Origin of the sequence: Pseudomonas sp. ADAK7 (assembly GCF_012935675.1) — a bacterium.
Classification (GTDB): Bacteria; Pseudomonadota; Gammaproteobacteria; order Pseudomonadales; family Pseudomonadaceae; genus Aquipseudomonas.
This window is the reverse complement of sequence record NZ_CP052861.1, coordinates 790589-813207: the sequence shown is the minus strand read 5'-3', so window position 1 is coordinate 813207 and position 22619 is coordinate 790589. Positions and strand designations below refer to the sequence as shown.

Here is a 22619-nt window from a genome sequence, read left to right as displayed (position 1 = left end):
GATGCAGGTGCTGTGTCGAACAGCACCGGTGTCGGGTTGGCGGCTCAGTCCTGCAAATCGATCCACGCCGATTTGAGTTCCGAGTACTTGTCCAGGGCGTGCAGTGACCGGTCACGGCCATTGCCCGATTGCTTGTAACCACCAAACGGCATGGTGATATCGCCGCCGTCGAAACAGTTGACCCAGACGCTGCCGGCGCGCAGCGAGCGGATGATCGAATGGGCACGCGACAGGTCGCTGGTCCAGAGACTGGCCGCCAGGCCGAAGGGCGAATCGTTGGCGATGCGCACCGCGTGCAGATGATCCGTGGCGCTGATCACCGACAGCACCGGCCCGAAGATTTCCTCACGGGCAATGGTCATGTCGTTGGTGACGTTGTCGAAGATCGTCGGCGGGATGAAGAAGCCGTCGGCCAACGCACCGCTGGCACGCTCGCCACCCAGGATGATGCGAGCGCCCTCCTCCGAACCTTTCTTGATGTAGCCCAGTACGCGGTCCATCTGTGACTTGTCGACCATCGCGCCCAGTTGCGTGGCCGGGTCGAGCGGGTCACCAACGGCGATGGTCCGCGCGACCTTCAATACTTCGGCGACAAACTCGTGGCGAATGCCCTCCTCCACGATCAACCGCGACGGCGCCACACACACTTCGCCCTGGTTGAAAAACATCGATTTGGCCGCAGTGGCGGCGGCTTTCTCCAGATCGCGGCAGTCATTGAGAATGATGTTCGGGGTCTTGCCGCCGCACTCCAGCCACACCCGCTTCATGTTCGACTGACCGGCGTATTGCAGGAACAGTTTGCCGACTTCACCCGACCCGGTGAACACCAGCGTATCGACATCCATGTGCAGGCCAAGCGCACGGCCAGCAGTTGGACCGAACCCCGGCAGCACGTTGAACACACCCGGTGGAATGCCGGCCTGCGCGGCCAGTTCGGCGATGCGCAGCGCGGTCAGCGGCGACTGTTCGGCGGGTTTGAGAATCACCGAGTTGCCCATCGCCAGCGCCGGGGCAACTTTCCACATCGCCATCAGCATCGGGAAATTCCACGGGGTCACGGCGGCGACCACGCCGATGGCTTCACGGGTAATCATGCCCAGCGCGCCCGGTCCCGACGGAGCGACTTCGTCGTAGACCTTGTCACAGCATTCGGCGTACCACTGCAGGCACTCGAGCACCGCATGCACGTCGAAACCGGCGCTTTCGGACACCGGTTTGCCCATGTCCAGCGTCTCCAGCAACGCCAGTTCGGTCATGTGCTGCTCGAACAAAGCGGCGAAACGCAGCAGGACTTTTTTGCGTTCCTTGGGCGCCAGTTGCGACCACACGCCGCTGTCGAATGCCTGCCGGGCCACCTTGACCGCGAGGTCGACATCTTCAGCCTGGCAGGACGCCACGTGGTTCAGCACTTGGCCGTTGCGCGGGGAAATGTTGGCGAAGGTCGCGCCGCTCAACGCGTCGACGAACCGGCCGTCAATGAAGGCTTGCCCTGGCAGTTTCAGGGCGGCGACACGCTGCTGAACCGCAGCGATATCAACGAGAGTGTTCATGCTGTTGCGTCTCCTGTTTCTTGTTTTAGGCGTAGGCGCCCGACGACGATATATCATGCATTATTAGAATCGCAAGCGAAGAAATGCCCTGATTCAGGGGTTTTTCTTCACAACTGCTGTTCGTTTAAACCGCGTAATCCTTAGAAACTGACCTCGGTTTTCAGGCCAAACACCACCACGCTTTTATCCCCGCTCAACCCACCGGGATTGGCCACGTATTGCACATTCGGTCGCAGCGTCAGGGCTGGCGTCACGCTGATGCCGTAGTACAACTCCACCGGGTATTCGGTGTCCGGCGCCGGTTGGGTGTAAGCGTTTTGCTGACGGATACGCTTGGCGGATTGTTCATTCACCTCAAGACGACCGATCGCTAGGCCGATCTCATCCTGAGGGCGCGCGGCAAACGGACCGCTGATAAACGCGCCGACGTGAAAGACTTTTTCCACGTAGGACACGTCGCGATCCGACTGGATGAAGTTGGCGAACAGGGTCAGGCCGCGAACGCTGTTGTCCGGGTCCTGATAAACCCGTTGCTCGGCCATCGCGTAATACCCGCTGGCCTGATCGTGCTGATCCGGCGCATTGCCGGTCAGGCCGATGGGCTGGCCATTGATGTCGTGATAGACATCGTTGAAATCACCGGTATTGCGCCAGATCCCCGCCCGATAGCTGCCGGGCAGACCGTTCAGGGTCGGCGTCCACGCCAACTCGCCAACCGCCAGATAACCGGTGGTGCCCGAAGGACTGCCGAAGTTCAGGCCCTGGGCGTTTTCGGTGAAGCGAGGGTTGACCTGGTACAGCGAGGCATTGAGCGACAGCTCGTCAGTCAGTTTCGCCGCCACCGCAGCCCCCCACTGGCTGACGGGCCAGGTGAACCAATTGGGAGTGATGTAACCCGGCACCGTGCCGCAGAACGTCAGGTTTTGAAACTTGCAGGAAAACGGGAACACATCGCCACTCATTGGCAAGCGCCCGAGTTTCACCACCAGTCGATCATCCAGCAGCGCCTGCTGGTAATAGAACTGCACCAGGCGGGTAACGCTGCCGTAGCCGTAGATTTCCTGGGCAGCCAGCAACGTGTTGGTCCCGGCCTCGGCGGTCAGACTTTCGCCATTGCGGTTGCTCAAGGTCATGCGAAAACTCGCCCCTTGCCAGCCCACCAACTTCTGCAGATCAAAGTTGGTATCAATCATCAACTGATCGCTGTAAGTCCCTTTGTGCTCGTCGCCGCCCTGGGTGTTGTAGGCCAGTTCGTTAACGTAGGTCAGCTGAAAATCCACGCCCTGCTCATGCAAGCGAGTGCGTTCGCCGTTCCAGTCCCCCAGCAGAAAATTATTCGGCGAGTAACTGGCCGCATGGGCACCCGGCAATGCGCAGGCGCTCAAAAGTCCAACGGCAACTATCGTTTTGTTGGTCATTATTGTTGTTCCCGAAACTGTTTTTATTGTTGGTCTTAGTGTTTTTCGAGCATGCAAAACCCCGCCAACCCAACTGACGGGTCGGTCAAACTGTTTTCTTTAGAACCTGGTGACAGAGACTTCGGTTAGAAACACATTCTGACGATGTCGGCGACCTCCTCTTTGCTGTTGATTTTCTTCGGATGACAGGCCAGGTCCTGGTTGAAACTGGTCCAGACGGTTTGGGCAAACGCTTCAATCTGCTCCGGGCGCAGACCATAGCTGCGGAACGTGTCGGTGACGCCCAGGGTGGTAAACAGTTTTTGCAGGATGTCCGGAAGGCGCGCGGCGCGTTCGGTTTCAGCAAGGCTCAGCGTCGACGGATCAAGAATCCCGGCCACCCGCGCGAATTTGTCGGCACCGACCGGCAGCGTCCAGCGGATGACATGAGGCGTGCTCGCCGCGACGGTGCCGCCATGCGGCGCATCGGTCATCGCCCCCAATGGCTGGCCCAGCGCATGGGATACGGTGACGCCGGCACTGGCAATCGCCATACCGCCGAGGGTCGAGGCAAACGCCATACGGGCGCGCGCCTCCAGGTCATCGCCGTGCTCCACGCACTGCCGGGCATTGGCCGCGAACAGGCGAATCGACTCCAGCGCGACCATTTCCACCCACGGCGTGCAGTGAATGCTGATGTAGGCTTCGAGCGCGTGGCAGAAGGTGTCGACTGCGGTCAACGCGGTCAGCTTCGGCGGTTTCGACACCAGGATCTGCGGGTCGATCAAGGCGACATCAGGGTAGATGAACGGGTTGACGATGGCGCATTTCAGGCCCAGTTCAGGATTGTTGATCACCGCAAACGGAGTCGCTTCGGTGCCGGTGCCCGAGGTGGTCGGCACCACCAGCAAGGGCAGCCCACGGCTTTGCGGGCGGGTGACGGCTTCACCGAGACGCTCGGTATAGTCCCAGCAGCTGCCGCCGTGAACGGCAACGAACGCCACGGCTTTGGCCGAGTCGATCGCACTGCCGCCACCCACCGCCACCACCACATCACACGCGCTATGGCGAACGTGCTCGACCGCTCGATCAATCGTGGTATGCCGAGGGTTGGGCACGATGTCGTAGAACTCGACAAACGCAATGCCCCGCTCGGCGAAACTGCCGGTAATTTGCGCGACCAGATCGCTGCCCTGGAGAAACGGGTCGACCATCAAGAAGACCTTTTTGCCGAACGGCTCGACCTTCCCGCCCATGCGCTTGATCGCCCCGACCTCAAAATCCAGAGTCAGCGGCAGACTTGCCTGAAATGCTTTCATCAGTTCACCTGTTGTCAGGGAGGGTGCGTGCAGGCGGCTTCATCCAGCCAGCAACGACCCGCCTTTTTTATAGAGTTGGCCAAGGTCGCTGGCCGCGATCAGGGCTGCTTTCATTTCGTCGAAGGTCACTTCGAACGGTTCGACCTTGCTGGTCTGGTTGGGGTCGGCGGCGGTGCGCGCCACGCAGTCGAGTTCGTGTGCCGAGATGTCGGCCAACCCGAGGTCTTCGAAGGTGACCGGCAAACCGATACTCAGGCAAAACCTCAGTACCGTATCCAGTTCGCGGCTGGACTTGCCTTCGAGCACCAGCATCACCAGAACGCCGAAGGCCACGTATTCGCCGTGGTACATCGTCGCCCGCGCGCCCAGCTCACTGAACCCGCAATACACCGCATGCGCGGTCGCCACGCCGTTGCTTTCGAAACCGATGCCGCTCATGAGCGCATTGGCTTCCACCACGCGATTGAAGGCTTTGGTCACGCATCGCTGTTCAGCGGCGCGCATGGCTTGCAGGCCATCTTCCAGCAGCACCCGATAACACAGCTCGGCGATGGCCATCGAGGTCAGCGTCGATTTGCCACCGCCGCCGCTCTCCTTCAATCCCGCTCCAGCGTTGCCGAGAAAATTATCCCGGTGCGATTCGACACAGGTACGCGCTTCAAAATAGGTCGACAGCGCGTCGCCCATTCCGGCCACCAAAAGGCGCACCGGCGCCTGGGCGATGATCCACGTATCGACCACCACCACATCCGGACTGCGTTCATAGAAAAGCACGTCATCAAACGCGCCCGCTTCGGTGTACAGCACCGACAGAGAACTGGTTGGGGCGTCATTGGAAACGATGGTGGGCACGATGCACAGCGGCACTCTGGCCTGGTTGGCCACGGCTTTGGCGGCGTCGAGCACCTTGCCACCGCCGACACCAATCACGCCGTCGCACTCGAAGACGTTGAAGCTCGCCGTCAGTCGCTGGATTTCCTGGCGGGTCACTTCACCGGAAAAAATGGCGTAGTGAAGTTGCGTGAGGCCGGTATCGAAACTGGCACTCAGGGTCTGTTTCAGGCTATCGAGACGACCTTGAGTGGTAATCACCAACAGCCGTCGACCGAACCAGGCCACATGCCGATGCAGTCGTTCGAGTTCCTTGTAGCCCTGGATATAGCGTCCGGGTGCAGCAAACATTTGAGTCATGTGATCGTCATCCTGGCCCCGTCGTGGAGGCTTTTTGTTATTGCTTTGAGGACGTTTGCGAGAGGCTCATCTCTCGGCGGATCGATGATATATCATATTTAATTTTCAACCACCAACAGCTTTTTTGCAGAAACGACACCTCGCAAAACCCGGGATTGACGCTTGGGGGGCACGAAGATATATGATGCATGAAAACAAGAACAACACTGTTCGGAGGAAGACATGCACGATTACGTTGTCATTGGAGGCGGCTCGGCGGGTTGCGCGTTGACCGGTCGCCTGATCGAGGCCGGCGCCTCGGTTTTGCTGATCGAGGCCGGGCCTCGCGATACGCATCCGCTGATTCATATCCCCGCCGGCTTTACCCGGTTGTTGTCCAGCCCGCTTTTGTCGCGTCACCAGACCGAACCGCAAACGGCGATGGACGGCCGCCAGCGCATTCTTCCCCAGGGCCGGGTGCTGGGCGGTGGCAGTTCGGTGAATGCGCTGATCTATATCCGCGGCCAGCACGAGGATTACGACGACTGGGCCAGCGCAGGTTGCGAGGGCTGGTCGTACCGCGAGGTGCTGCCGTACTTCAAGCGTGCCGAAGACAATGAGCGCTTCGACAATGGCTATCACGCCACCGGCGGCCCGCTGGGGGTCTCGGACCTCAAGCAGGTGTGTGAATTGTCCCGTGGGTTTGTGCGTGCTGCGCAACAGGCCGGCATTCCGTTCACCCCGGATTTCAATGGCGAACGCCAGAACGGCGTCGGCTTCAACCAGATCACCGCGCGCAACAACCGCCGCTGCAGCGCTGCCGTGGCGTATCTGCGCAAGGCGGAAAAAAGCGATCGGCTGACGGTCGTGACTGACGCGACGGTGCAACGAATCCTGATCGAAGGTGATCAGGCCGTGGGGGTCGAGTACCTCCATAAAGGCCAGCGAGTGCAGGCTCGCGGCAGCAAAGAAGTGATCCTCAGCGCCGGCGCCATTCAGTCACCCAAGCTGTTGATGCTGTCCGGTATCGGTCGCGCCGAAGAACTTCAACGCCATGGCATTCCGTTGCTGCACGAGTTGCCCGGTGTCGGTCAGAACCTGCAAGACCATGCCGAAGTGGGCACGATTGCCTACTGCCACGGCAAGTACGGTTACTACGGCCAGGACAACGCTTTCAACACCATGAAAAACGGCTTGCAGTATTTGCTGTTCGGCAGCGGCCCGGTCAGCTCGAACGTCACTGAGGCCTGCGCCTTCGTCAACACCGACCATGCGCAGGAACGCCCCAACGCCCAGATGCATTTCGTGCCCATCGTGTTCTTCGACCTCGATCAAGACACCATCAAGAAACCCGGCGCGACCATCAACACCTGCGTACTGCGCCCCATGAGTCGCGGCGAAATCCGCTTGAGCGACAACAAGGCAGACACGCCTCCGCGCATTGACCCACGTTACTTCGCTCACCCGGAAGACCGGCGTGTGGCGATCAAGGGATTGAACCTGTCGCGGGAAATTCTCGCGCAACCGGCCATGCGCGCGTACACCGGCGAAGAGGTTTTCCCGGGACTGAGCGTGCGCAGCGATGAAGCCTTGTTGAGCTACATCAACCAGCGCGCCAAGACTGTTTACCACCCGGTCGGCACCTGCAAGATGGGTGACGATGAAATGGCCGTGGTCGACCCGCAACTGCGCGTTCGCGGCTTGCGCAATCTGCGGGTGGTCGATGCTTCGATCATGCCCAACCTGATCTCCGGCAATACCAATGCCCCGTCCATCATGATCGGCGAGAAAGCCGCGGACATGATCCTCGGACGCGCCGCCTTGCCCGCGTCTGCAACCCTTTATGAAAGAGGAATATCCCCATGCCCATCACCGGTAAAACCCGAGTCGTCGTACACCTGACCTACCCGGCCGAACACTTGCGCACCCCGGAATTTTTCAACCCGTTGCTGGAACGGCTTGGCTACGACGGCGTGCTGGTGCCTTGGGAAGTCTCACCGGGCAACCTGGCCACCGCGTGGGAAGGGTTGCGCGGGATCGAGAACCTGGCGGGGGTGATTGTCACCGTTCCGCACAAGCTGGAGGTCGCGAAATTGTGCGATGAACTGCAAGGCACGGCCCGTCTGCTCAAGGTGTGCAACGTCGCCAAACGCCTGCCCGACGGGCGCTTCAGCGGGCGCATGTTCGATGGCGACGGCTTCGTCGGCGGCCTGAAAAAACAGGGCCATGACCTGACCGACAAACGTGTCCTGTTGCTGGGCGCGGGTGGCGCGGCGACCGGCATTGCCCACGCGTTGCTCGCCGAAGCCATTCAAGAGCTGGTGATCAGCAACCGCACACCGGCCAAGGCCGAAGCGCTGGCCCGTGAGCTGCGGCAGATGTTCCCCGGGCGGCAGATCAATGCCGGGCCCGCCGATGCCACGGGTTTCAATGTGGTCATCAACGGCACCGCTTTGGGCCTCAAGCCTGAAGACCCGCTGCCGCTGCCCGTCGAGACGCTCGCCCCCCGCACGGTGGTCGGCGAAGTGGTGATGAACCCGGACATCACGCCGCTGTTGAGCGCCGCCGCCGAGCGTGGCTGCGTCATCCATAAAGGTGCGCACATGATTACCGGCCAGATCGATCTGCTGGCCGAATTTCTGTTTTCCAAAACCGGCGTTTGATACGCCCTTCTCCGTATAAGGAAAGACCATGAAAAAAACTGCAATCGTCACCGGCGGTGGCTCCGGCATTGGCCTGGCCACGGCACAACGTCTGCACGCCGACGGCTATGAAGTGTTCACCGTCGGGCTCGGCGAACCCGAACAGCGCGTAGAGGGCATTCATTATCAGGAGCTGGATGTCACCAACGACGAGGCCGTGGCGGGTTTCTTCGAGCAGTTCGAGCGAGTCGACGCCATCGTCAATGCCGCCGGCATCATTGACCACAACCGCGAGTGGCAGCTGGACGGTTTCAGCCGGGTCATCGACGTCAATCTCACGGCCGTGTTGCGCATCACCAATGCCGCCCTGCCCGGCCTGAAAGTCGCACGCGGTGCGGTGGTGAACTTTGCCTCGATGCATGGGATTTTCGGCTCCGCGAAAACTCCGGCCTACGCGTCGAGCAAAGCCGCCATCTCCGAACTGACGCGCTGCATGGCGGTGGCCTGGGCGACCGATGGCGTTCGCGCGAATGCGGTTGCGCCGGGCTGGATTCTGACCAACCTGTCGCGGCGAGCATTCGAAGATCCGGCGCGCTCGGAAGGGATCATGGCGCGTATCCCGATGAAAACCTGGGGCGCGCCGGAAGACGTGGCCAATGTGATTGCCTTCCTCGTTTCCGACAACGCGCGCTACGTGACGGGTACGACGTTGCCGGTCGATGGCGGGTATTCGATCGCCTGACGTCATCTCGTCGCTTGAGTGCTTGACCGTTAAAAAACATGATATATCATGCATCACAACAAGACCGAGCACTTGGCAGTCTGCCGCGGAGCCTCGAATAACAATAAGCAGTGAAGTGAGAGGTGCTGAATGAATCTGGTTTTCGGCTCGCCCGGACGGTACGTCCAGGGCACTGAAGTGCTCGCTCAGGCGGGCACTTATCTGGCGCACTGCGGACGCAAGGCCGTGGTGGTCATCGACAGCTACGTGCTGGGTCTGATAGGCCAACGACTCGATGACACTTGCGCGCAGTCGGACGTCGAGTTGCACTACATCACCTTCGACGGCGAGATCACTGCCGGCGGGATTGCCGGCCTGCGAGCGGCCGTCGCTGAGGTCGGGTTCGACATGATCCTGGCCGTCGGTGGCGGCAAATGCATCGACGCCGGCAAAGCCCTTGCCCACACCTCGGGCCGTGCACTGATCACCATGCCGACCGTGGCCTCCAACGACGCACCCACATCAAAAAACTACGTGGTCTACGACGCGCATCATCAACTCGCCGAAGTCGGCCACCTGCTCGTCAGCCCTCGCTACGTGTTGGTGGACACCGCGTTGATTGCCCAGGCTCCACGTCAGTTTTTGCTCGCCGGGATTGCCGACGCGCTGACCAAAAAGTTCGAAGCCGAGCAGTGCTACAAGTCCGGTGGCGTGAACATGTTTGGCGCACGCCCGGCGCTCTCGGGGCTGGTACTGGCGCGCGAGTGCTACCACATCATTCGTCAATACGCCGAACCGGCGCTGGCCCAGGCCGGTACCGGCGAGGTAACGGTGGCCTTCGATCACTTGATTGAAGCGGTGCTGTTGATGAGCGGCCTGGGGTTCGAAAGCGGTGGCTTGTCCATTGCCCACGCGATGACGCGCGGCCTGTCGAAAATCCCCGGTGCGCAACAGCAGGTTCACGGCTGGCAAGTGGCTTACGGCCTGCTCGTGCAATTGGTGCTGGAAGACCGCGACGCCGAACTCATGGGCGATATGTTGAGTTTCTATCAGCGTATCGGCTTGCCCCGCAACCTGACCGAACTGGGCGTGCCAAACGTCGACAATTCGGTGTTGATGCAGGTGGCAGAACCCACCCTGAAAGCCCCTCACGCACGCAATTTTTCCTCGGTATCAGGCGGCGCACTGACATGCGACGAGCTGATCGGGGCGATGCGCGCGCTGGAAGGCCTGACCCACTGAGTACCGACTCAAAAGCGCCGTTGAACCTACGACCATCCGGTTGAAGTTCAAACCCCGCCACTGAGATTCAACTTCAACAAATTCATGCCTGTGATTGGAGGTAGAGATGTCTGCACCCCGCAAAACACTCGAACAGTGGAAAGCCAGTAACTACGTGCCTTCCGCCGAGACGGTCATCAAGTTGAAAGACCGGGCGAAATTCGTCCGACTGGAAACCATTCGCCTGATTGAAATCGCCAAGACCGGCCATTACACCTCGGTGTTTTCCGCCGCCGAATTGTTCTCCGCGCTGTACTACGACGTGATGACCATTCGCCCCGACGAACCAAAGTGGCCGGGCCGCGACCGTTTCCTGATGGGCAAGGGCCACGCTGCCGTGGGCCAGTTCCCGATTCTTGCGGACCTTGGCGTGTTCCCCAAGGAGTGGCTCGATGAATACACCCGCCTGGGCAGCCCTCTGGGCGATCACCCTGACATGCGCAAAGTGCCCGGCATCGACTTCTCTTCCGGCTCCATCGGCCACGCCCTCTCCGGCGGTCTGGGCATGTGCCTGGCCCAGCAATTCACCGGCGAAGTCTACGACGTGTTCGTCATGCTCGGAGACGGCGAAATGCAGGAAGGCCAGGTCTGGGAAGCCGCTATGAGCGCTGCCCACCACAAAGCCAGGCACTTGATCGCGATTGTCGACCGCAACGGCTTCCAGCTCGACGGCTCGGTCGACGACGTGATCGGCATCGAACCGCTGGACGAAAAATGGCGCGCCTTCGGGTGGGAAGTGCACGTCATCGACGGCCACAACATTGCCGAAGTGACCGAAACCCTGCGTCGTGTCAAAGCCGATGAAACCCGCGACAAACCGGTGTGCATCATCGCCAAAACCGTCAAGGGCAAAGGCGTTTCCTACATGGAAACCGAACCCGGCTGGCACCTCGGTTACCTCGACCCGGAAGACGCCAAACGCGCTATCGCTGAAATTGAAGCCATGGAGATCTGAACATGAACGCCCCTCTTTCCCCCAATTCCTGGCAGTACCGTGGCCTTAACGCGCTCAACCCGGGTTTGTCCTACCTGTCCGACGCGCTGATTGAACTGACCGAAGCCGGCTACCCGGTGATGGCCGGCTCCGCTGACTTGCAGTACTCCAACGGCCTGAACAAGTTCGCCAGCCGCTACCCCGAGCGCTACCTGCAATTCGGTATTTCGGAACAGAACATGGTCACGGCCGCCGCCGGCCTGGCTACCTGTGGCGTGATGCCGTTCGTGGCGACCTTTGCCTCGTTCCTCGGCCTGCTGTGCTGCGAGCAGATCCGCATGGACGTGGCCTATTCCGCACAACCGGTGCGCCTGATCGGTCACCACACCGGCATTTCCCTGGGCTTCTACGGTACCTCGCACCACGCCACCGAAGACATCGCCACCATGCGTTCGATTGCGGATCTGGCGGTGGTTTCACCGGCGGACGGCGCACAACTGGTCGCCGCGATCAAAGCCTCGGCCACCTATGACAAGCCGGTTTATTTCCGCATCGGTCGCGGTCGTGATCCGGTCGTTTACGAGGACGGTGTGGTCTTCGAATTCGGCAAGGCCCATGAGCACTTCGAAGGCGAAGAGCTGACCATCATTGCCTGCGGCATCACCGTGCACCCGGCACTCGCCGCCGCTCGCAAAATGAACGCTGAAGGGCGTTCCGTGGGCGTGATCGACATGGCCTCGATCAAACCGATCGACCGTGACGCCATCCTGCGCGCCGCTGCCCGCAGCAAACGCATGATGACTGTCGAAGAGCACAACGTGCTGGGTGGCCTGGGTGCGGCGGTAGCTGAAGTCCTGTCGGACGAAGGCGTCGGCGTGAAGCTCAAGCGCCACGGCATCTACGACGAATACAGCCTGATCGCTCCGCCGACTCATTTGTACGAACACTACAAGCTAGATGCGGCCGGTATCGAGGAAGTGGCACTGGCGCATATGAAGGCCTAATCACCTTTCTGGAGTGAGGTTTGCCCGATGGTGGGCAAGCTTCGCTCCAGTATTTTCGTCGTATTGGACACCTCTTTTCCTCAGGGAGCCTCACGCAATTCACCTCCACCGACCACACCCCGTGGTTTTTGAAGTATCTCGGAGCTAACAATGAATAACATCACCGAGACCATGCCCGACTACTCGATCGGGCAGGCCAAAACACATACATCCCTGCGCAGAAAGTCATTGATGGCCACCGGCGTCGGCAACTTGCTGGAGTGGTTTGATTGGACTATCTATACCGTCGCGTCGGTGTATATCGCCGCCGCACTCTTCGATAAAAGCAACGCAACTTCTGCACTACTGAACACCCTCGCGGTATTTGCTGCGGGGTTTCTGTTAAGGCCGATTGGTGGCATCTTCTTCGGCATCCTCGCCGACAAACTGGGCAGACGCGTGGTGTTACTCAGTACCATGTTGTTGATGGCTGGCGCGAGTCTGCTGATCGCCTTTATTCCCTCTTATGAATCGGTTGGCAGTTGGGCTTCAGGAATGTTGCTGCTGGCCAGGCTGGTACAAGGTTTTGCCCATGGCGGTGAAACCACCACCTCCTACGCCTACATCGCTGAAATTGCACCGCCGAAACGCCGGGGACTGTGGTCAAGCACAGTGTTTATCGCGGTGGGTTGCGGCTCCTTGCTGGCAACGTTCTACATGGCATTGCTGACGTCACTGTTGTCCGTAAGTGACATGCAGGAATGGGGCTGGCGTATTCCCTTCGCGACGGGTGGTCTGTTGGCCGTCTTCGCCTTGTGGCTGCGTCGCAACATGATGGAAAGCGAACACTCGCCGAGCGCTGGCGGTGAATCAACAACGCCGGCCTGGAGCCGTGGCAAGATCGTCCAGCACGGCGTTCGTCTGTTTCTTTATGAAGCCGGAGCAACGTTGACCTACTACACCTGGGTCACCTCGGCCTCAATCTACGCCATCAGTGTCAAAGGCATGGACCCACGCAGTGCATTTACCATGAGCTGCATTGCACAAGTCATTTACCTGGTATTCCTGCCGATCTCCGGCTGGATATCGGACCTTTGGGGGCGGAAGATTTCAGCGTTGATTTCCTTGCTGGGGATTGCCGCCACGCTGTTTCCGCTGTGGGGTCTGATTTCCAGCGAACCGTGGACTTTGATGGTGGCGCAGACGGCGGGCTTGTTGTTGGTGGCCTTCATCACCGGGTGTAAACCGGCATCGATCTCCGAGCAGATCCCGACCCGCTATCGCACGCGAATGTTTGGGGTATGTATCTCTCTGGGCGTTGCGGTGTTTGGTGGTACAGCCTCCTATCTGACGACCTGGCTGTACTCGGAAAACATCGGCTGGATGTTTAACATCTATCTCATCGTGGTCGCGGTCATTGCCAGTGCCGTGGTCTTGATGTGGAAAAACAACCACGGTGTGCCGATCGATAAAATCTGAAATCAATAAACTGTGAGAACGAGTTTGCCCGCGAAAGTGGCAAGTCAGTCAACATTGATGTTGAATGTCCGGCCGCTTTCGCGAGCAAACTCGCTCCCACACAGGTTTTCTACAAGGTTCTACAACCTGGTTAACCGCCCAACGCATTCACCAACGCCGCTTGATTCTGCCACTGTGCGGTCTTGACCTGCGACAGCGCATTCTGCGCCGTCAGTTGCACCCGCTGAGCCTGTAATACATCAAGGAACGGCGTCTCCCCCGCCCGCCAGGCCCGCTGAATCTGCTCGGCAGCTGAGCTGGCTTGACTGGCCGCACTGGCCAGAAAAGTCTGGCGTTCGGCATTGCGTTGCGCAGCAGCCAAGGCTGACTCCACCTCGGAAACGGCCGTCAGCACGGTGCGTCGATAACTCAGCAACGCCTGACGCGCTTCGGCATCCCGAAGATCGACCACGTTACGCCGACGTCCGCCGTCGAACACCGGAACGGTGGCATTCAAACCTGCCAACCAGAACGTCGAACTGGCCAGATTGGCGGCGCTCACACCGTCAATCAAAGACCCCAGGGCCGCTGACAGGCTCAAGCGCGGCAACAGATCCGCCTTGGCCACACCGACTCGCGCATAGGCCGCAATCAAACGTGCTTCGGCGGCGCGTATATCAGGACGCCGACGTAACAGATCCGCAGGCGTACCAGCGTCCAGCAACGACACCGTCGAGATCTTCGCCGGACTCTCCTTGAACTGCTGATAAAGCGTCTCGGTCGGCTGGGCGAGCAGCACCGACAAGCGATGCAGCGACCGTTGCCAGTTCAGTTGCAGTGCTGGCACTTGGGCGGCGGTGGAGTCCGACTGCGAACGTGCGCGAAGCAAATCCGCTTCAGGACTGTCCCCCGCCGCATACAGCTGCTCAGTCAGCTGCAAGGTCTCAGCCTGGCTGGCCGCACTTTGCTTGACGATCGCCAGGCGTTCCTCCAGCCCTCGCGCCTCGGCATAGGCTTGAACCACTTCAGTGATCAGCGCCACACGCACACCCCGCGCCTCTTCCTCGGTCGCATTGAGGTCGGCGTCGGCAGCACGCACACCTTCACGGATGCGGCCGAACAGATCGATTTCCCAGGCCGCACTCAATCCCAGTGATGTCGGCTCGGTGATCAGCGCGTCGGTGAAACCTGCTTGATCAGACGAGATACGCTGACGAGCGACACTCGCCCCCAGATCGATCTGGGGACTGCCGGAAGCTCCGGCGATGTTGCGCAATGCGCGACCGGCATCGATCCGCGCTAACGCAATCTGCAGGTCAAGGTTTTCCCCTTGGGCGCGCTCCACCAAACGGTCGAGTAACGGGTCTTGATAAAGCTTCCACCAATTGTCGGTCGCGCTAGCAGGTATGACCGTTTGAGCGTTGACGTAACTGTCGACCGGCAAGTCGCTTTTGGGCGGCATGACCGGGGAGGTACAGGCGCTCAGTAGCGCGGCCCCAAGTAACAGACCTGGAACGCTGAGATAGTTATTCATGGGCCACGCCCTGTTCAGAATGTTGGGTTTTAGGCTGTGCCTGACGCTCGCCACCAGCCATTCGGCGGATCAACACATAGAAGACCGGAGTGAACAACAGACCGAACAGCGTGACGCCGATCATTCCGAAGAACACTGCCGAACCGACGGCCTGACGCATCTCGGAACCCGCGCCCTCGGACATCACCAACGGCAACACACCCAGGACGAAGGCCAGCGAGGTCATCAGAATCGGTCGCAAGCGAAGACGACACGCCTCGACGACTGCATCAACGATGCCTTGCCCTTCTTTCTCCTGCTGCCTTGCCACTTCGACGATCAGAATCGCGTTCTTCGCCGCCAGTCCCACCAGTACGATAAAACCGATCTGAGTCAGGATATTGATGTCCTGCCCCATCAGACGTACGCCACCGGCAGCCGCCAGCAGACACATCGGCACGATCAACAGAATCGCCAGCGGCAGACTCCAGCTGCCGTACTGCGCCGCCAACACCAGGTAGACAAAGATCACACACAGTGGGAAGACCAGCAGGCCCATGTTGCCGGCAGTGGTTTGCTGGTAACTGAGGTCGGTCCACTGGTAAGTGATACCGGCCGGCAGCGTCTCTTGAGCCAGGCGCTCCATCGTCTTGATCCCGAACTCGGAACCCAGTCCCGGCAGTGTATCGCCGTTGATTTCCGCAGTAGGAAACAAGTTGTAGCGCGGGAATCGCTCCACACCCAGAGCCTCATGCAGACGCGTCACGCTGGCAATCGGCACCATCTGACCGGCATCGTTGCGCACCTTGACCCGTGACAGATCCTCTGGCGTGACGCGGTACGGCAAGTCCGCTTGTGCCGTTACTCGATAGGTACGTCCCACGAGGTTGAAGTCGTTGATGTAAGACGAGCCAAAGTAGGTTTCGATAGCCTGGTTGATCTGGCTGCTTGGCACACCCAGCATTTCGGCGCGTTCGCGATCCAATTCAACGAACACCTGTGGCGTCCGGGCCGAGAACGGTGAATAGACGCCGGTCATGCCTTGAGTGCCGTTGGCGGCAGCAATCAGGTCGTCGGTTGCTTTGGCCAATGCTGCGGTACCCAGCCCGGCAGTATCCTGCAAACGCATGGAGAAGCCGCCCGTGCTACCCAAGCCTTGAACCGGTGGTGGCGTGGCGACAATGACCGTTGCACCGCTGACCGCTTTCAAGCGTTCACGCAAGTCTTCGGCGATTTTGTCCGACGTCAACCCGTCCAACTTCCGCACGGACCACGGCTGGAACACGGGCGCCAGACCGGCCGAATTCGATGAGCTGGTACCGGTCACCATCGAGAAACCGGAGAACGTCGGTACTCGATCCACCCCCGGCACATCTAGGGCAATCGCCTCGATCTGCTGAGAAATTTCGTTGGTCCGCTCCAGAGAGGCACCGTCAGGGAGCTGCACGATGACCACCAGGTAGCCACGATCCTGAACCGGGATGAAGCCCTTGGGAGTCGACACCATCAGATAAGCGGTCGCGGCAATCAGCACCGCGTAGATCGCCAGCATCAATGGAGTTTTTGCCACGAGGCCACGCACACTGCCGGCGTAGCCTGAAGAGAGTTTCAGGAAGCCGCTGTTGAAGCCATCAGCGGCACGCTTGGGCAAACCAAAGACGCCTTTTTTCGGCTTCTGATGGGCTTCAGGATCATGTCGGCGCAGAATCATCGCCGCCAACGCTGGAGACAGCGTGACCGAATTGAACAGCGAAATCGCAGTGGCCACCGCAATCGTGATCCCGAACTGGCGGAAGAACTCACCAGAGATACCCGGAATGAACGCAGTCGGAATAAACACCGCACACAACACCAGGGTAATGGCGATCAACGCACCGCCGATTTCCTGCATGGTCACGATGGTCGCTTCCAGCGGATTCTTGCCATCGGCCAGATGCCGCTCGACGTTCTCCACCACCACAATGGCGTTGTCGACCACGATCCCCACGGCCAGCACCAGCCCGAACAGGGTCAGGTTGTTGATCGAGTAACCGAGCATCGCCATGACAGCGAAGGTACCGACGAGAGACACCGGGATGGCCAGGATCGGAATGATCGACGGCCGCCAGCCTTGCAAAAAGATCATGATCACCAGCACCACGAGGATGACCGCCTCGTAGATGGTCTTGCCCAGCTCGCCGATACTGTCGGCAATAAACGCCGTCGGGTTGTAACCGATGCTGTATTCGATGCCTTCGGGGAAGTCCTTGCCGATTTTCTCCATGGTCTCTTCGACCACTTTCATCGTCGCCAGCGCGTTGGCGCCCGGACGTTGCAGCACTTGCAGACCGATCGCCGGGTTACGCAAGTAATAGGTGTTGTTGACGTACGCCAGCCCGGCGATTTCCGTGCGTGCGACGTCCTTGAGACGCACAAGGCGTCCGGCAGTACCCGACTTGAGGACAATGTTGTCGAAGTCGGCAGGCTCTTTCAGTCGACCCTCGAAGATCAGATTTGGCTGAAACGCCTGAGACGCCACCGGAGGCTGGGCGATCACCCCGCCGGCAACCTGGGTGTTTTGCGAACGCACGGCGGCGATGATCTCTGCTGGCGTCAGGTTGAAGGCCGCAACGCGCTCTGGATCGAGCCAGATGCGCATTGAATATTCGCGAGCCCCCAACGGGTTGATGTCGCCGATACCGTCGATACGCTTGAGGACATCAGCGACATTACGGATGGCGAAATTCGACACATACAACTGATCGTAGGTGCCCTTCGGCGACGAGATGAAAATCGTCGACAGCTGCGTCGGCGATGACTTGCGCACCGTCACACCACTGCGCTGTACCGGTTCGGGCAGGCGCGGGGTGGCCAGCGCCACACGGTTCTGCACCAACACCTGGGCCTTGTCGACATCAGTGCCGCTCTTGAAGGTCACGGTCAGGTTCAGGCTGCCATCGGAAGTTGCCTGACTGTACATGTAGAGCATGTCTTCAACGCCGTTGACTTCCTGCTCGATCGGGATCGCCAGCGTCTCGGCCACAGTCTGCGCTGAAGCGCCGGGGTAAGTTGCGGTCACCACCACGGTGGGCGGTGCGATGTCCGGGTACTCGGACGTCGGCAACACCAGATAAGCCAGGCCACCGATGATCATCAAGACGATTGAAAGCACAATCGCCAGCACCGGTTGTTCGATGGATGTGCGTCCCAGGCTCATAGCGGCGCTCCCTGGGCTTCAGGGGTTTTCGCGGCCTGAGCCAACACACGATCCTGGGCCGTCGCGGTATCGCCAGCCCGAACGCGTTGCAGACCATCGACGATCACCCGATCCTGCGCCTGCAAACCGCTGGAGATCTCGCGCAAACCGTCATGCAGTTTACCGAGGGTGACGGGCCGGATTTCGACCTTGTTCTGCGGGTTGAGTACATAGACAACTTTGCGAGTCGCATCGACGCTGATCGCGGTGTCCGGCAGCAACAGTGCCGGGTAAGCCGCCTGGCTGGAGAACTGCACCCGGCCAAATTGCCCGGGGCTGAGCTGCAGATCTTTATTACTGACCCGGGCCCGCTGGCGCAATGTGCCCGTGGACGAGTCGAGCCGGTTGTCGATGAAATCCATGCGCCCGGTCATGCTCGGCTCGACTTCACCCGGCAAGGCAATCCGCACCTGACTCTGGTTGGCCGCGCTATTGCCCTGCCGACGGTATTTGAGGTAGCTCTGCTCATCGATATCGAAGTAGATATCAATCGGGTCAATCGAGACGATGGTGGTCAGCAACGTGGCGCTGCTGTTGCCGCCGTTGACCAGGTTGCCTTCACTGATCAGCTTGCGGCTGATCCGGCCGCTCATGGGCGCGGTGATGCGGGTGAATTCCAGATCCAGCTTGGCTGCGCTCAACGCCCCCTCGGCACTGAGGACTTCGGCTTGCGCGGCCTGAAGCGCCTGCAAGCGTTGGTCGTAGAGACTGCGGGCGATGGTTTTTGATTCGATCAAAACATTGGCCCGGGCGAATTCCTGCTCGGCGAGTGCCAGTTGCGAGCGCACTTGAGACAGCTTGCCCTGCGCCTGGACCACGGCAGCCTGGAACGAACGCGAATCGATCACGAACAGCAAGTCGCCCTTCTTGACGATGGCGCCATCCTGAAACGCGACTTTCTCCAGATAGCCGCTGACCCGCGAGCGAACCTCCACCGAATCGGTCGCCTCGAAGCGCCCGGTAAAACTGTCCCAGTCAGTGATCACCGACTTGACCGGCTGACTGACCGTCACGCTCGGGGCAGCGGTCACGTTGCTGTCTTTATCCGGACCACAACCGCTCAAGGCCGCCATCAGCGCAAGGCTGAGTGCTGAAAACGCCGCGCCTTTTATCACCTTCGATTTGATTGGGGATACTGTCGGTTCCCCCGTTGTATGCAAGTTCACTTTTGTGCTCTCCGAAGTTAGCAAAAACTAAAACAACAGTTCATTTATTTAGAACAGGCTTAATTAACTTCCGACAGCGCGTTCATTCAGTGCTTTATTGCGATCAACAAAGGCGCCAGACTCTTCCGCCTGAACTGAAAAAGATGCAGAAAGAGCAGTCAGGGTAGCCAGCAGGGCAACGGCTTTTTTGAAGTACGTCATGAGGGACAATCTCGGTAGTGATTAAGATGGAATAGATTTTCCAGCACCACCCGCCGAAGATAAACCGCAGGAATACGAAAACAATATTGACTAAAAGACAAGAGCGAGCGCTCTAGCACAGGACTTTTGTGAATACCACCGCACTGATCCGGCACCGGACGACAATGACTTGTGAAACGCATTCACCGCTGAGTGCCACTTATTAAGGATGGATCAATACATAAAAAAACCGGGATTATTTAACTTTCAAAAAACCAGGAGATGGCCTGTCGACCATCTCCCCGAGCTATCAGCGGTCAATACCTCCCAGGCAGAGATACTTTATCTCAAGATAATCTTCGATCCCGTACTTGGAACCTTCACGACCCAGTCCCGACGATTTTACCCCGCCGAACGGCGCCACTTCCGTAGATATCAACCCCTCATTGATCCCGACGATGCCACACTCAAGCGCTTCGGCCACGCGCATGATCCTTCCAATATCCCGACTGTAGAAATACGAGGCCAGACCGAACTCGGTGTCGTTGGCCATCTCGATGGCCTGCGCCTCGGTACTGAAACGGAACAGCGGTGCCACGGGACCAAACGTCTCCTCACGGAACACCTTCGACTCCCTTGGCACGTTCACCAAGATGGTCGGCTGGTAGAAACTGCCCCCCAACGGATGGCGTTCACCCCCCACCAGGACAGAGGCTCCGCGCTCAACGGCATCGGCGACATGCTCCTCGGCCTTGCGCACGGCGGCGTCGTCAATCAGCGGGCCGATCGTCACATCGTCCTCAAATCCGCTGCCCACTTTCAGGGCCTCGACGGCGGTTTTCAGTTTGGCGGCGAAAGCATCATAGATACCGTCCTGGACCAGCAGACGGTTAGCGCACACACAGGTCTGCCCGGCGTTTCGGTACTTGGACGCGAGCGCACCCTGCACCGCAGCATCCAGATCAGCATCGTCAAACACGATAAAGGGGGCGTTGCCGCCAAGTTCCATGCTGGTCTTTTTGATCGTCGGCGCGCATTGGGCCAACAGTGTGGCACCGACCTCGGTGCTACCGGTAAAGGACAACTTGCGCACATCCGGGTTGGAGGTCAGTTCGGCCCCGATTTCACTGCCCGGCCCCGTAATCACGTTGCACACGCCGGCAGGCAGACCGGCACGCTCGGCCAGCACTGCAATTGCAATCGCCGAAAAGGGTGTCTGACTGGCGGGACGCAATACACCGGTGCAACCGGCCGCCCAGCCTGGCCCGGCCTTGCGGGTGATCATCGCTGCCGGGAAGTTCCACGGGGTAATCGCGGCAAACACACCGATCGGTTCTTTCTGGACGATGATGCGGCTGGTCGTTGAATGGGAGGCGATGGTATCGCCATAAACGCGCTTGCCCTCCTCCGCGAACCATTCTATGAAAGACGCGGCATAGGTAATCTCGCCACGACTTTCGGCCAGCGGCTTGCCTTGTTCGGCCGTCATGATCCGCGCAAGGTCTTCGCGGTGGGTGATCATCAACTCGAACAAGTGGCGCAGTTTTACCGCGCGCTCTTTGGCAGTGAGCGCTCGCCACGCCGGTTGCGCGCGCTTGGCGGCGGCGATGGCCAGGGCGGTCTCACTGGCCCCAAATGAAGGCACGCGCCCCAGTACCTTGCCGGTGGCCGGGTTCGTAACGGTAATGCTGCGTCCCTCACCCACCTCCAGCCACAGGCCGTTGATGTAGTTCGCCTCACGGAACAACGTGGGGTCGTCGAGCGTTGCCAGGAAGTTTGTATCGGCCATGCTGTCGCTCCTCAAAATTCAATGACCTGACGGACCGCACTACCATCGTGTAGGCGGTCAAAACCTTCGTTGATGTCGTCCAGTTTGAGCCGGCCGCTGAGCAGCCGATCCACCGGCAGGCGGCCGTCACGATAGAGTTCGATGAAGCGCGGAATATCGCGCAGCGGCACACAGGTGCCGATGTAGCTGCCCTTGAGCGTGCGCTCTTCGCCCACCAGTTGAACGACGTTGACCGGCAGCGCCGAACCGGGCGGTGGCAAGCCTGCGGTCACGGTCATGCCACCGCGTTTGGTCATTTTCATGGCGTTATCGAGTGCCCGGATCGAACCGGCCATTTCGAAAACGTAGTCGGCGCCACCACCGGTCAGTTGCCGTACTTGCTCGACAGCGTCCGGGTCGCCACCGTTGACCACAGCGGTTGCACCGACTTCTTTGGCCAGGGCGAGCTTTTCCGGTGACAGGTCAACAGCAATGATTTTGCTCGCCCCGGCAGCTCTTGCACCCAGCACTGAAGCCAGGCCGACACCACCCAGACCAATCACCACGGCAGTCGAGCCCACGCGCAATTGCGCGGTATTGACCACGGCGCCAACCCCGGTCAACACCGCGCACCCAAAGAGCGCAGCTTCTACAAAGGGTAAATCACGGTCGATTTTGACCACGGAGTTACGCGACACCACGGCGTACTCGGCAAACGCCGAAACGCCCAGATGATGGTGGACATGACCTGCCGGGCTGCTCAACCGCACCGAGCCGTTGATCAACGTCCCAGCCGCGTTGGCTTTTGCTCCCGGTTCGCAGAGGGCTGGACGACCTTCTGCACAAGGCAGGCAGTGGCCGCAACTGGGCATGAACACCATGACCACATGATCACCCGGCTCGAGGTCACTGACCCCTTCACCCAAAGCTTCGACAACGCCTGCCGCTTCATGGCCGAGCGCCATGGGCATCGGCCGAGGACGGTCGCCATTGATCACCGACAGGTCGGAATGACAAAGGCCGGCGGCGCGGATACGCACCAGCACTTCGCCCGGCCCCGGTGGTGCCAGTTCGATTGTCTCGATCACAATCGGTTTGCTCTGGGCATAAGGTGGGGCAACATTCATGTGTCTTAGAACAGCAGCTCTGACTTGCATCTTGTGTCTCCGACGCAGCTGGACTCGATAGTGAGTACTCATCACTATGCCGCACGTCCTGCGCCTCAGAAATGCATCAACGGGCGTAGCTGTTTGGAATTGAATTCGCAAAACCAACGCCACCAGACCCACACAGTTGTTATTT

At 59.6% G+C, this 22619-nt stretch carries 17 protein-coding genes; 7 read left to right on the top strand and 10 right to left on the bottom strand.

Going from position 1 to position 22619, the window contains the following annotated elements; translation table 11 throughout:
• Positions 1 to 44 precede the first annotated feature (44 nt).
• The 4 genes from HKK53_RS03665 to HKK53_RS03650 all read right to left on the bottom strand — a co-directional run bounded on the left by HKK53_RS03665 (position 45) and on the right by HKK53_RS03650 (position 5457).
• On the bottom strand, positions 45 to 1550 hold the full coding sequence (locus HKK53_RS03665; protein ID WP_169369556.1) for an aldehyde dehydrogenase: 1506 nt from the start codon (positions 1548 to 1550) through the stop codon (positions 45 to 47).
• Between the two features lie 140 nt (positions 1551 to 1690).
• Positions 1691 to 2968, bottom strand: coding sequence for a carbohydrate porin (locus HKK53_RS03660; protein WP_169369554.1), 1278 nt, complete (start codon positions 2966 to 2968; stop codon positions 1691 to 1693).
• A 125-nt stretch (positions 2969 to 3093) separates the two neighbouring features.
• Positions 3094 to 4266 (bottom strand): iron-containing alcohol dehydrogenase, encoded by a 1173-nt coding sequence (locus HKK53_RS03655; protein WP_169369552.1) that lies wholly within the window; start codon positions 4264 to 4266, stop codon positions 3094 to 3096.
• 39 nt (positions 4267 to 4305) lie between these two features.
• On the bottom strand, positions 4306 to 5457 hold the full coding sequence (locus tag HKK53_RS03650) for a glycerol dehydrogenase (protein WP_169369550.1): 1152 nt from the start codon (positions 5455 to 5457) through the stop codon (positions 4306 to 4308).
• A 222-nt stretch (positions 5458 to 5679) separates the two neighbouring features.
• Between HKK53_RS03650 and HKK53_RS03645 the strand changes: the two genes are divergently transcribed.
• From HKK53_RS03645 to HKK53_RS03615, 7 genes are all read left to right on the top strand, one after another.
• A complete protein-coding gene (locus HKK53_RS03645; protein WP_169369548.1) occupies positions 5680 to 7338 on the top strand; it encodes a GMC family oxidoreductase in 1659 nt (552 codons plus the stop codon).
• On the top strand, positions 7299 to 8099 hold the full coding sequence (locus HKK53_RS03640) for a shikimate dehydrogenase family protein (protein WP_169369546.1): 801 nt from the start codon (positions 7299 to 7301) through the stop codon (positions 8097 to 8099). The genes HKK53_RS03645 and HKK53_RS03640 overlap by 40 nt, the downstream gene beginning before the upstream one ends.
• A 28-nt stretch (positions 8100 to 8127) precedes the next feature.
• A complete protein-coding gene (locus HKK53_RS03635) occupies positions 8128 to 8820 on the top strand; it encodes an SDR family NAD(P)-dependent oxidoreductase (protein ID WP_084377483.1) in 693 nt (230 codons plus the stop codon).
• Between the two features lie 129 nt (positions 8821 to 8949).
• Positions 8950 to 10041: a glycerol dehydrogenase gene (locus tag HKK53_RS03630; RefSeq protein ID WP_169369544.1), complete on the top strand. Its 1092-nt coding sequence runs from the start codon at positions 8950 to 8952 to the stop codon at positions 10039 to 10041.
• 106 nt (positions 10042 to 10147) lie between these two features.
• The gene (locus tag HKK53_RS03625; protein WP_169369542.1) at positions 10148 to 11035 is read left to right on the top strand and encodes a transketolase; all 888 of its coding nucleotides are present in this window, start codon (positions 10148 to 10150) and stop codon (positions 11033 to 11035) included.
• A gap of 2 nt (positions 11036 to 11037) precedes the next feature.
• Positions 11038 to 12018, top strand: coding sequence for a transketolase family protein (locus HKK53_RS03620; RefSeq protein ID WP_169369541.1), 981 nt, complete (start codon positions 11038 to 11040; stop codon positions 12016 to 12018).
• 150 nt (positions 12019 to 12168) lie between these two features.
• Entirely contained in the window at positions 12169 to 13476 is a 1308-nt protein-coding gene (locus HKK53_RS03615; RefSeq protein ID WP_178117439.1) for an MFS transporter, read from the top strand.
• Between the two features lie 130 nt (positions 13477 to 13606).
• Here the strand turns inward: HKK53_RS03615 and HKK53_RS03610 are convergent, their stop codons facing one another.
• The 6 genes from HKK53_RS03610 to HKK53_RS03585 form a co-directional block, all read right to left on the bottom strand.
• On the bottom strand, positions 13607 to 14989 hold the full coding sequence (locus tag HKK53_RS03610; protein ID WP_169369539.1) for an efflux transporter outer membrane subunit: 1383 nt from the start codon (positions 14987 to 14989) through the stop codon (positions 13607 to 13609).
• Entirely contained in the window at positions 14982 to 18164 is a 3183-nt protein-coding gene (locus tag HKK53_RS03605; RefSeq protein WP_169369537.1) for an efflux RND transporter permease subunit, read from the bottom strand. The genes HKK53_RS03610 and HKK53_RS03605 overlap by 8 nt, the downstream gene beginning before the upstream one ends.
• Positions 18161 to 19276, bottom strand: a complete 1116-nt coding sequence (locus tag HKK53_RS03600) for an efflux RND transporter periplasmic adaptor subunit (RefSeq protein ID WP_336604956.1) — start codon at positions 19274 to 19276, stop codon at positions 18161 to 18163. Before HKK53_RS03600 ends, HKK53_RS03605 begins: the two co-directional genes overlap by 4 nt.
• Positions 19277 to 19432: 156 nt before the next feature.
• Positions 19433 to 19570 carry a hypothetical protein gene (locus tag HKK53_RS03595; RefSeq protein WP_168187333.1) on the bottom strand — a complete coding sequence of 46 codons (138 nt, stop codon included), beginning with the start codon at positions 19568 to 19570 and terminating at the stop codon, positions 19433 to 19435.
• A 289-nt stretch (positions 19571 to 19859) separates the two neighbouring features.
• Entirely contained in the window at positions 19860 to 21338 is a 1479-nt protein-coding gene (gene gabD / locus HKK53_RS03590; RefSeq protein ID WP_169369533.1) for an NADP-dependent succinate-semialdehyde dehydrogenase, read from the bottom strand.
• An 11-nt stretch (positions 21339 to 21349) separates the two neighbouring features.
• Positions 21350 to 22444 (bottom strand): zinc-dependent alcohol dehydrogenase family protein, encoded by a 1095-nt coding sequence (locus tag HKK53_RS03585; RefSeq protein WP_237150673.1) that lies wholly within the window; start codon positions 22442 to 22444, stop codon positions 21350 to 21352.
• Positions 22445 to 22619 lie beyond the last annotated feature (175 nt).

Coding starts and splice junctions, on each gene's coding strand:
- HKK53_RS03655 (WP_169369552.1), bottom strand. CDS start 4,266: ATGAAAGCATTTCAGGCAAGTCTGCCGCTGACTCTGGATTTTGAGGTC.
- HKK53_RS03615 (WP_178117439.1), top strand. CDS start 12,169: ATGAATAACATCACCGAGACCATGCCCGACTACTCGATCGGGCAGGCC.
- gabD (WP_169369533.1), bottom strand. CDS start 21,338: ATGGCCGATACAAACTTCCTGGCAACGCTCGACGACCCCACGTTGTTC.
- HKK53_RS03635 (WP_084377483.1), top strand. CDS start 8,128: ATGAAAAAAACTGCAATCGTCACCGGCGGTGGCTCCGGCATTGGCCTG.
- HKK53_RS03600 (WP_336604956.1), bottom strand. CDS start 19,276: ATGGCGGCCTTGAGCGGTTGTGGTCCGGATAAAGACAGCAACGTGACC.
- HKK53_RS03665 (WP_169369556.1), bottom strand. CDS start 1,550: ATGAACACTCTCGTTGATATCGCTGCGGTTCAGCAGCGTGTCGCCGCC.
- HKK53_RS03620 (WP_169369541.1), top strand. CDS start 11,038: ATGAACGCCCCTCTTTCCCCCAATTCCTGGCAGTACCGTGGCCTTAAC.
- HKK53_RS03610 (WP_169369539.1), bottom strand. CDS start 14,989: ATGAATAACTATCTCAGCGTTCCAGGTCTGTTACTTGGGGCCGCGCTA.
- HKK53_RS03660 (WP_169369554.1), bottom strand. CDS start 2,968: ATGACCAACAAAACGATAGTTGCCGTTGGACTTTTGAGCGCCTGCGCA.
- HKK53_RS03625 (WP_169369542.1), top strand. CDS start 10,148: ATGTCTGCACCCCGCAAAACACTCGAACAGTGGAAAGCCAGTAACTAC.
- HKK53_RS03650 (WP_169369550.1), bottom strand. CDS start 5,457: ATGACTCAAATGTTTGCTGCACCCGGACGCTATATCCAGGGCTACAAG.
- HKK53_RS03605 (WP_169369537.1), bottom strand. CDS start 18,164: ATGAGCCTGGGACGCACATCCATCGAACAACCGGTGCTGGCGATTGTG.
- HKK53_RS03640 (WP_169369546.1), top strand. CDS start 7,299: ATGCCCATCACCGGTAAAACCCGAGTCGTCGTACACCTGACCTACCCG.
- HKK53_RS03630 (WP_169369544.1), top strand. CDS start 8,950: ATGAATCTGGTTTTCGGCTCGCCCGGACGGTACGTCCAGGGCACTGAA.
- HKK53_RS03595 (WP_168187333.1), bottom strand. CDS start 19,570: ATGACGTACTTCAAAAAAGCCGTTGCCCTGCTGGCTACCCTGACTGCT.
- HKK53_RS03645 (WP_169369548.1), top strand. CDS start 5,680: ATGCACGATTACGTTGTCATTGGAGGCGGCTCGGCGGGTTGCGCGTTG.
- HKK53_RS03585 (WP_237150673.1), bottom strand. CDS start 22,444: ATGAATGTTGCCCCACCTTATGCCCAGAGCAAACCGATTGTGATCGAG.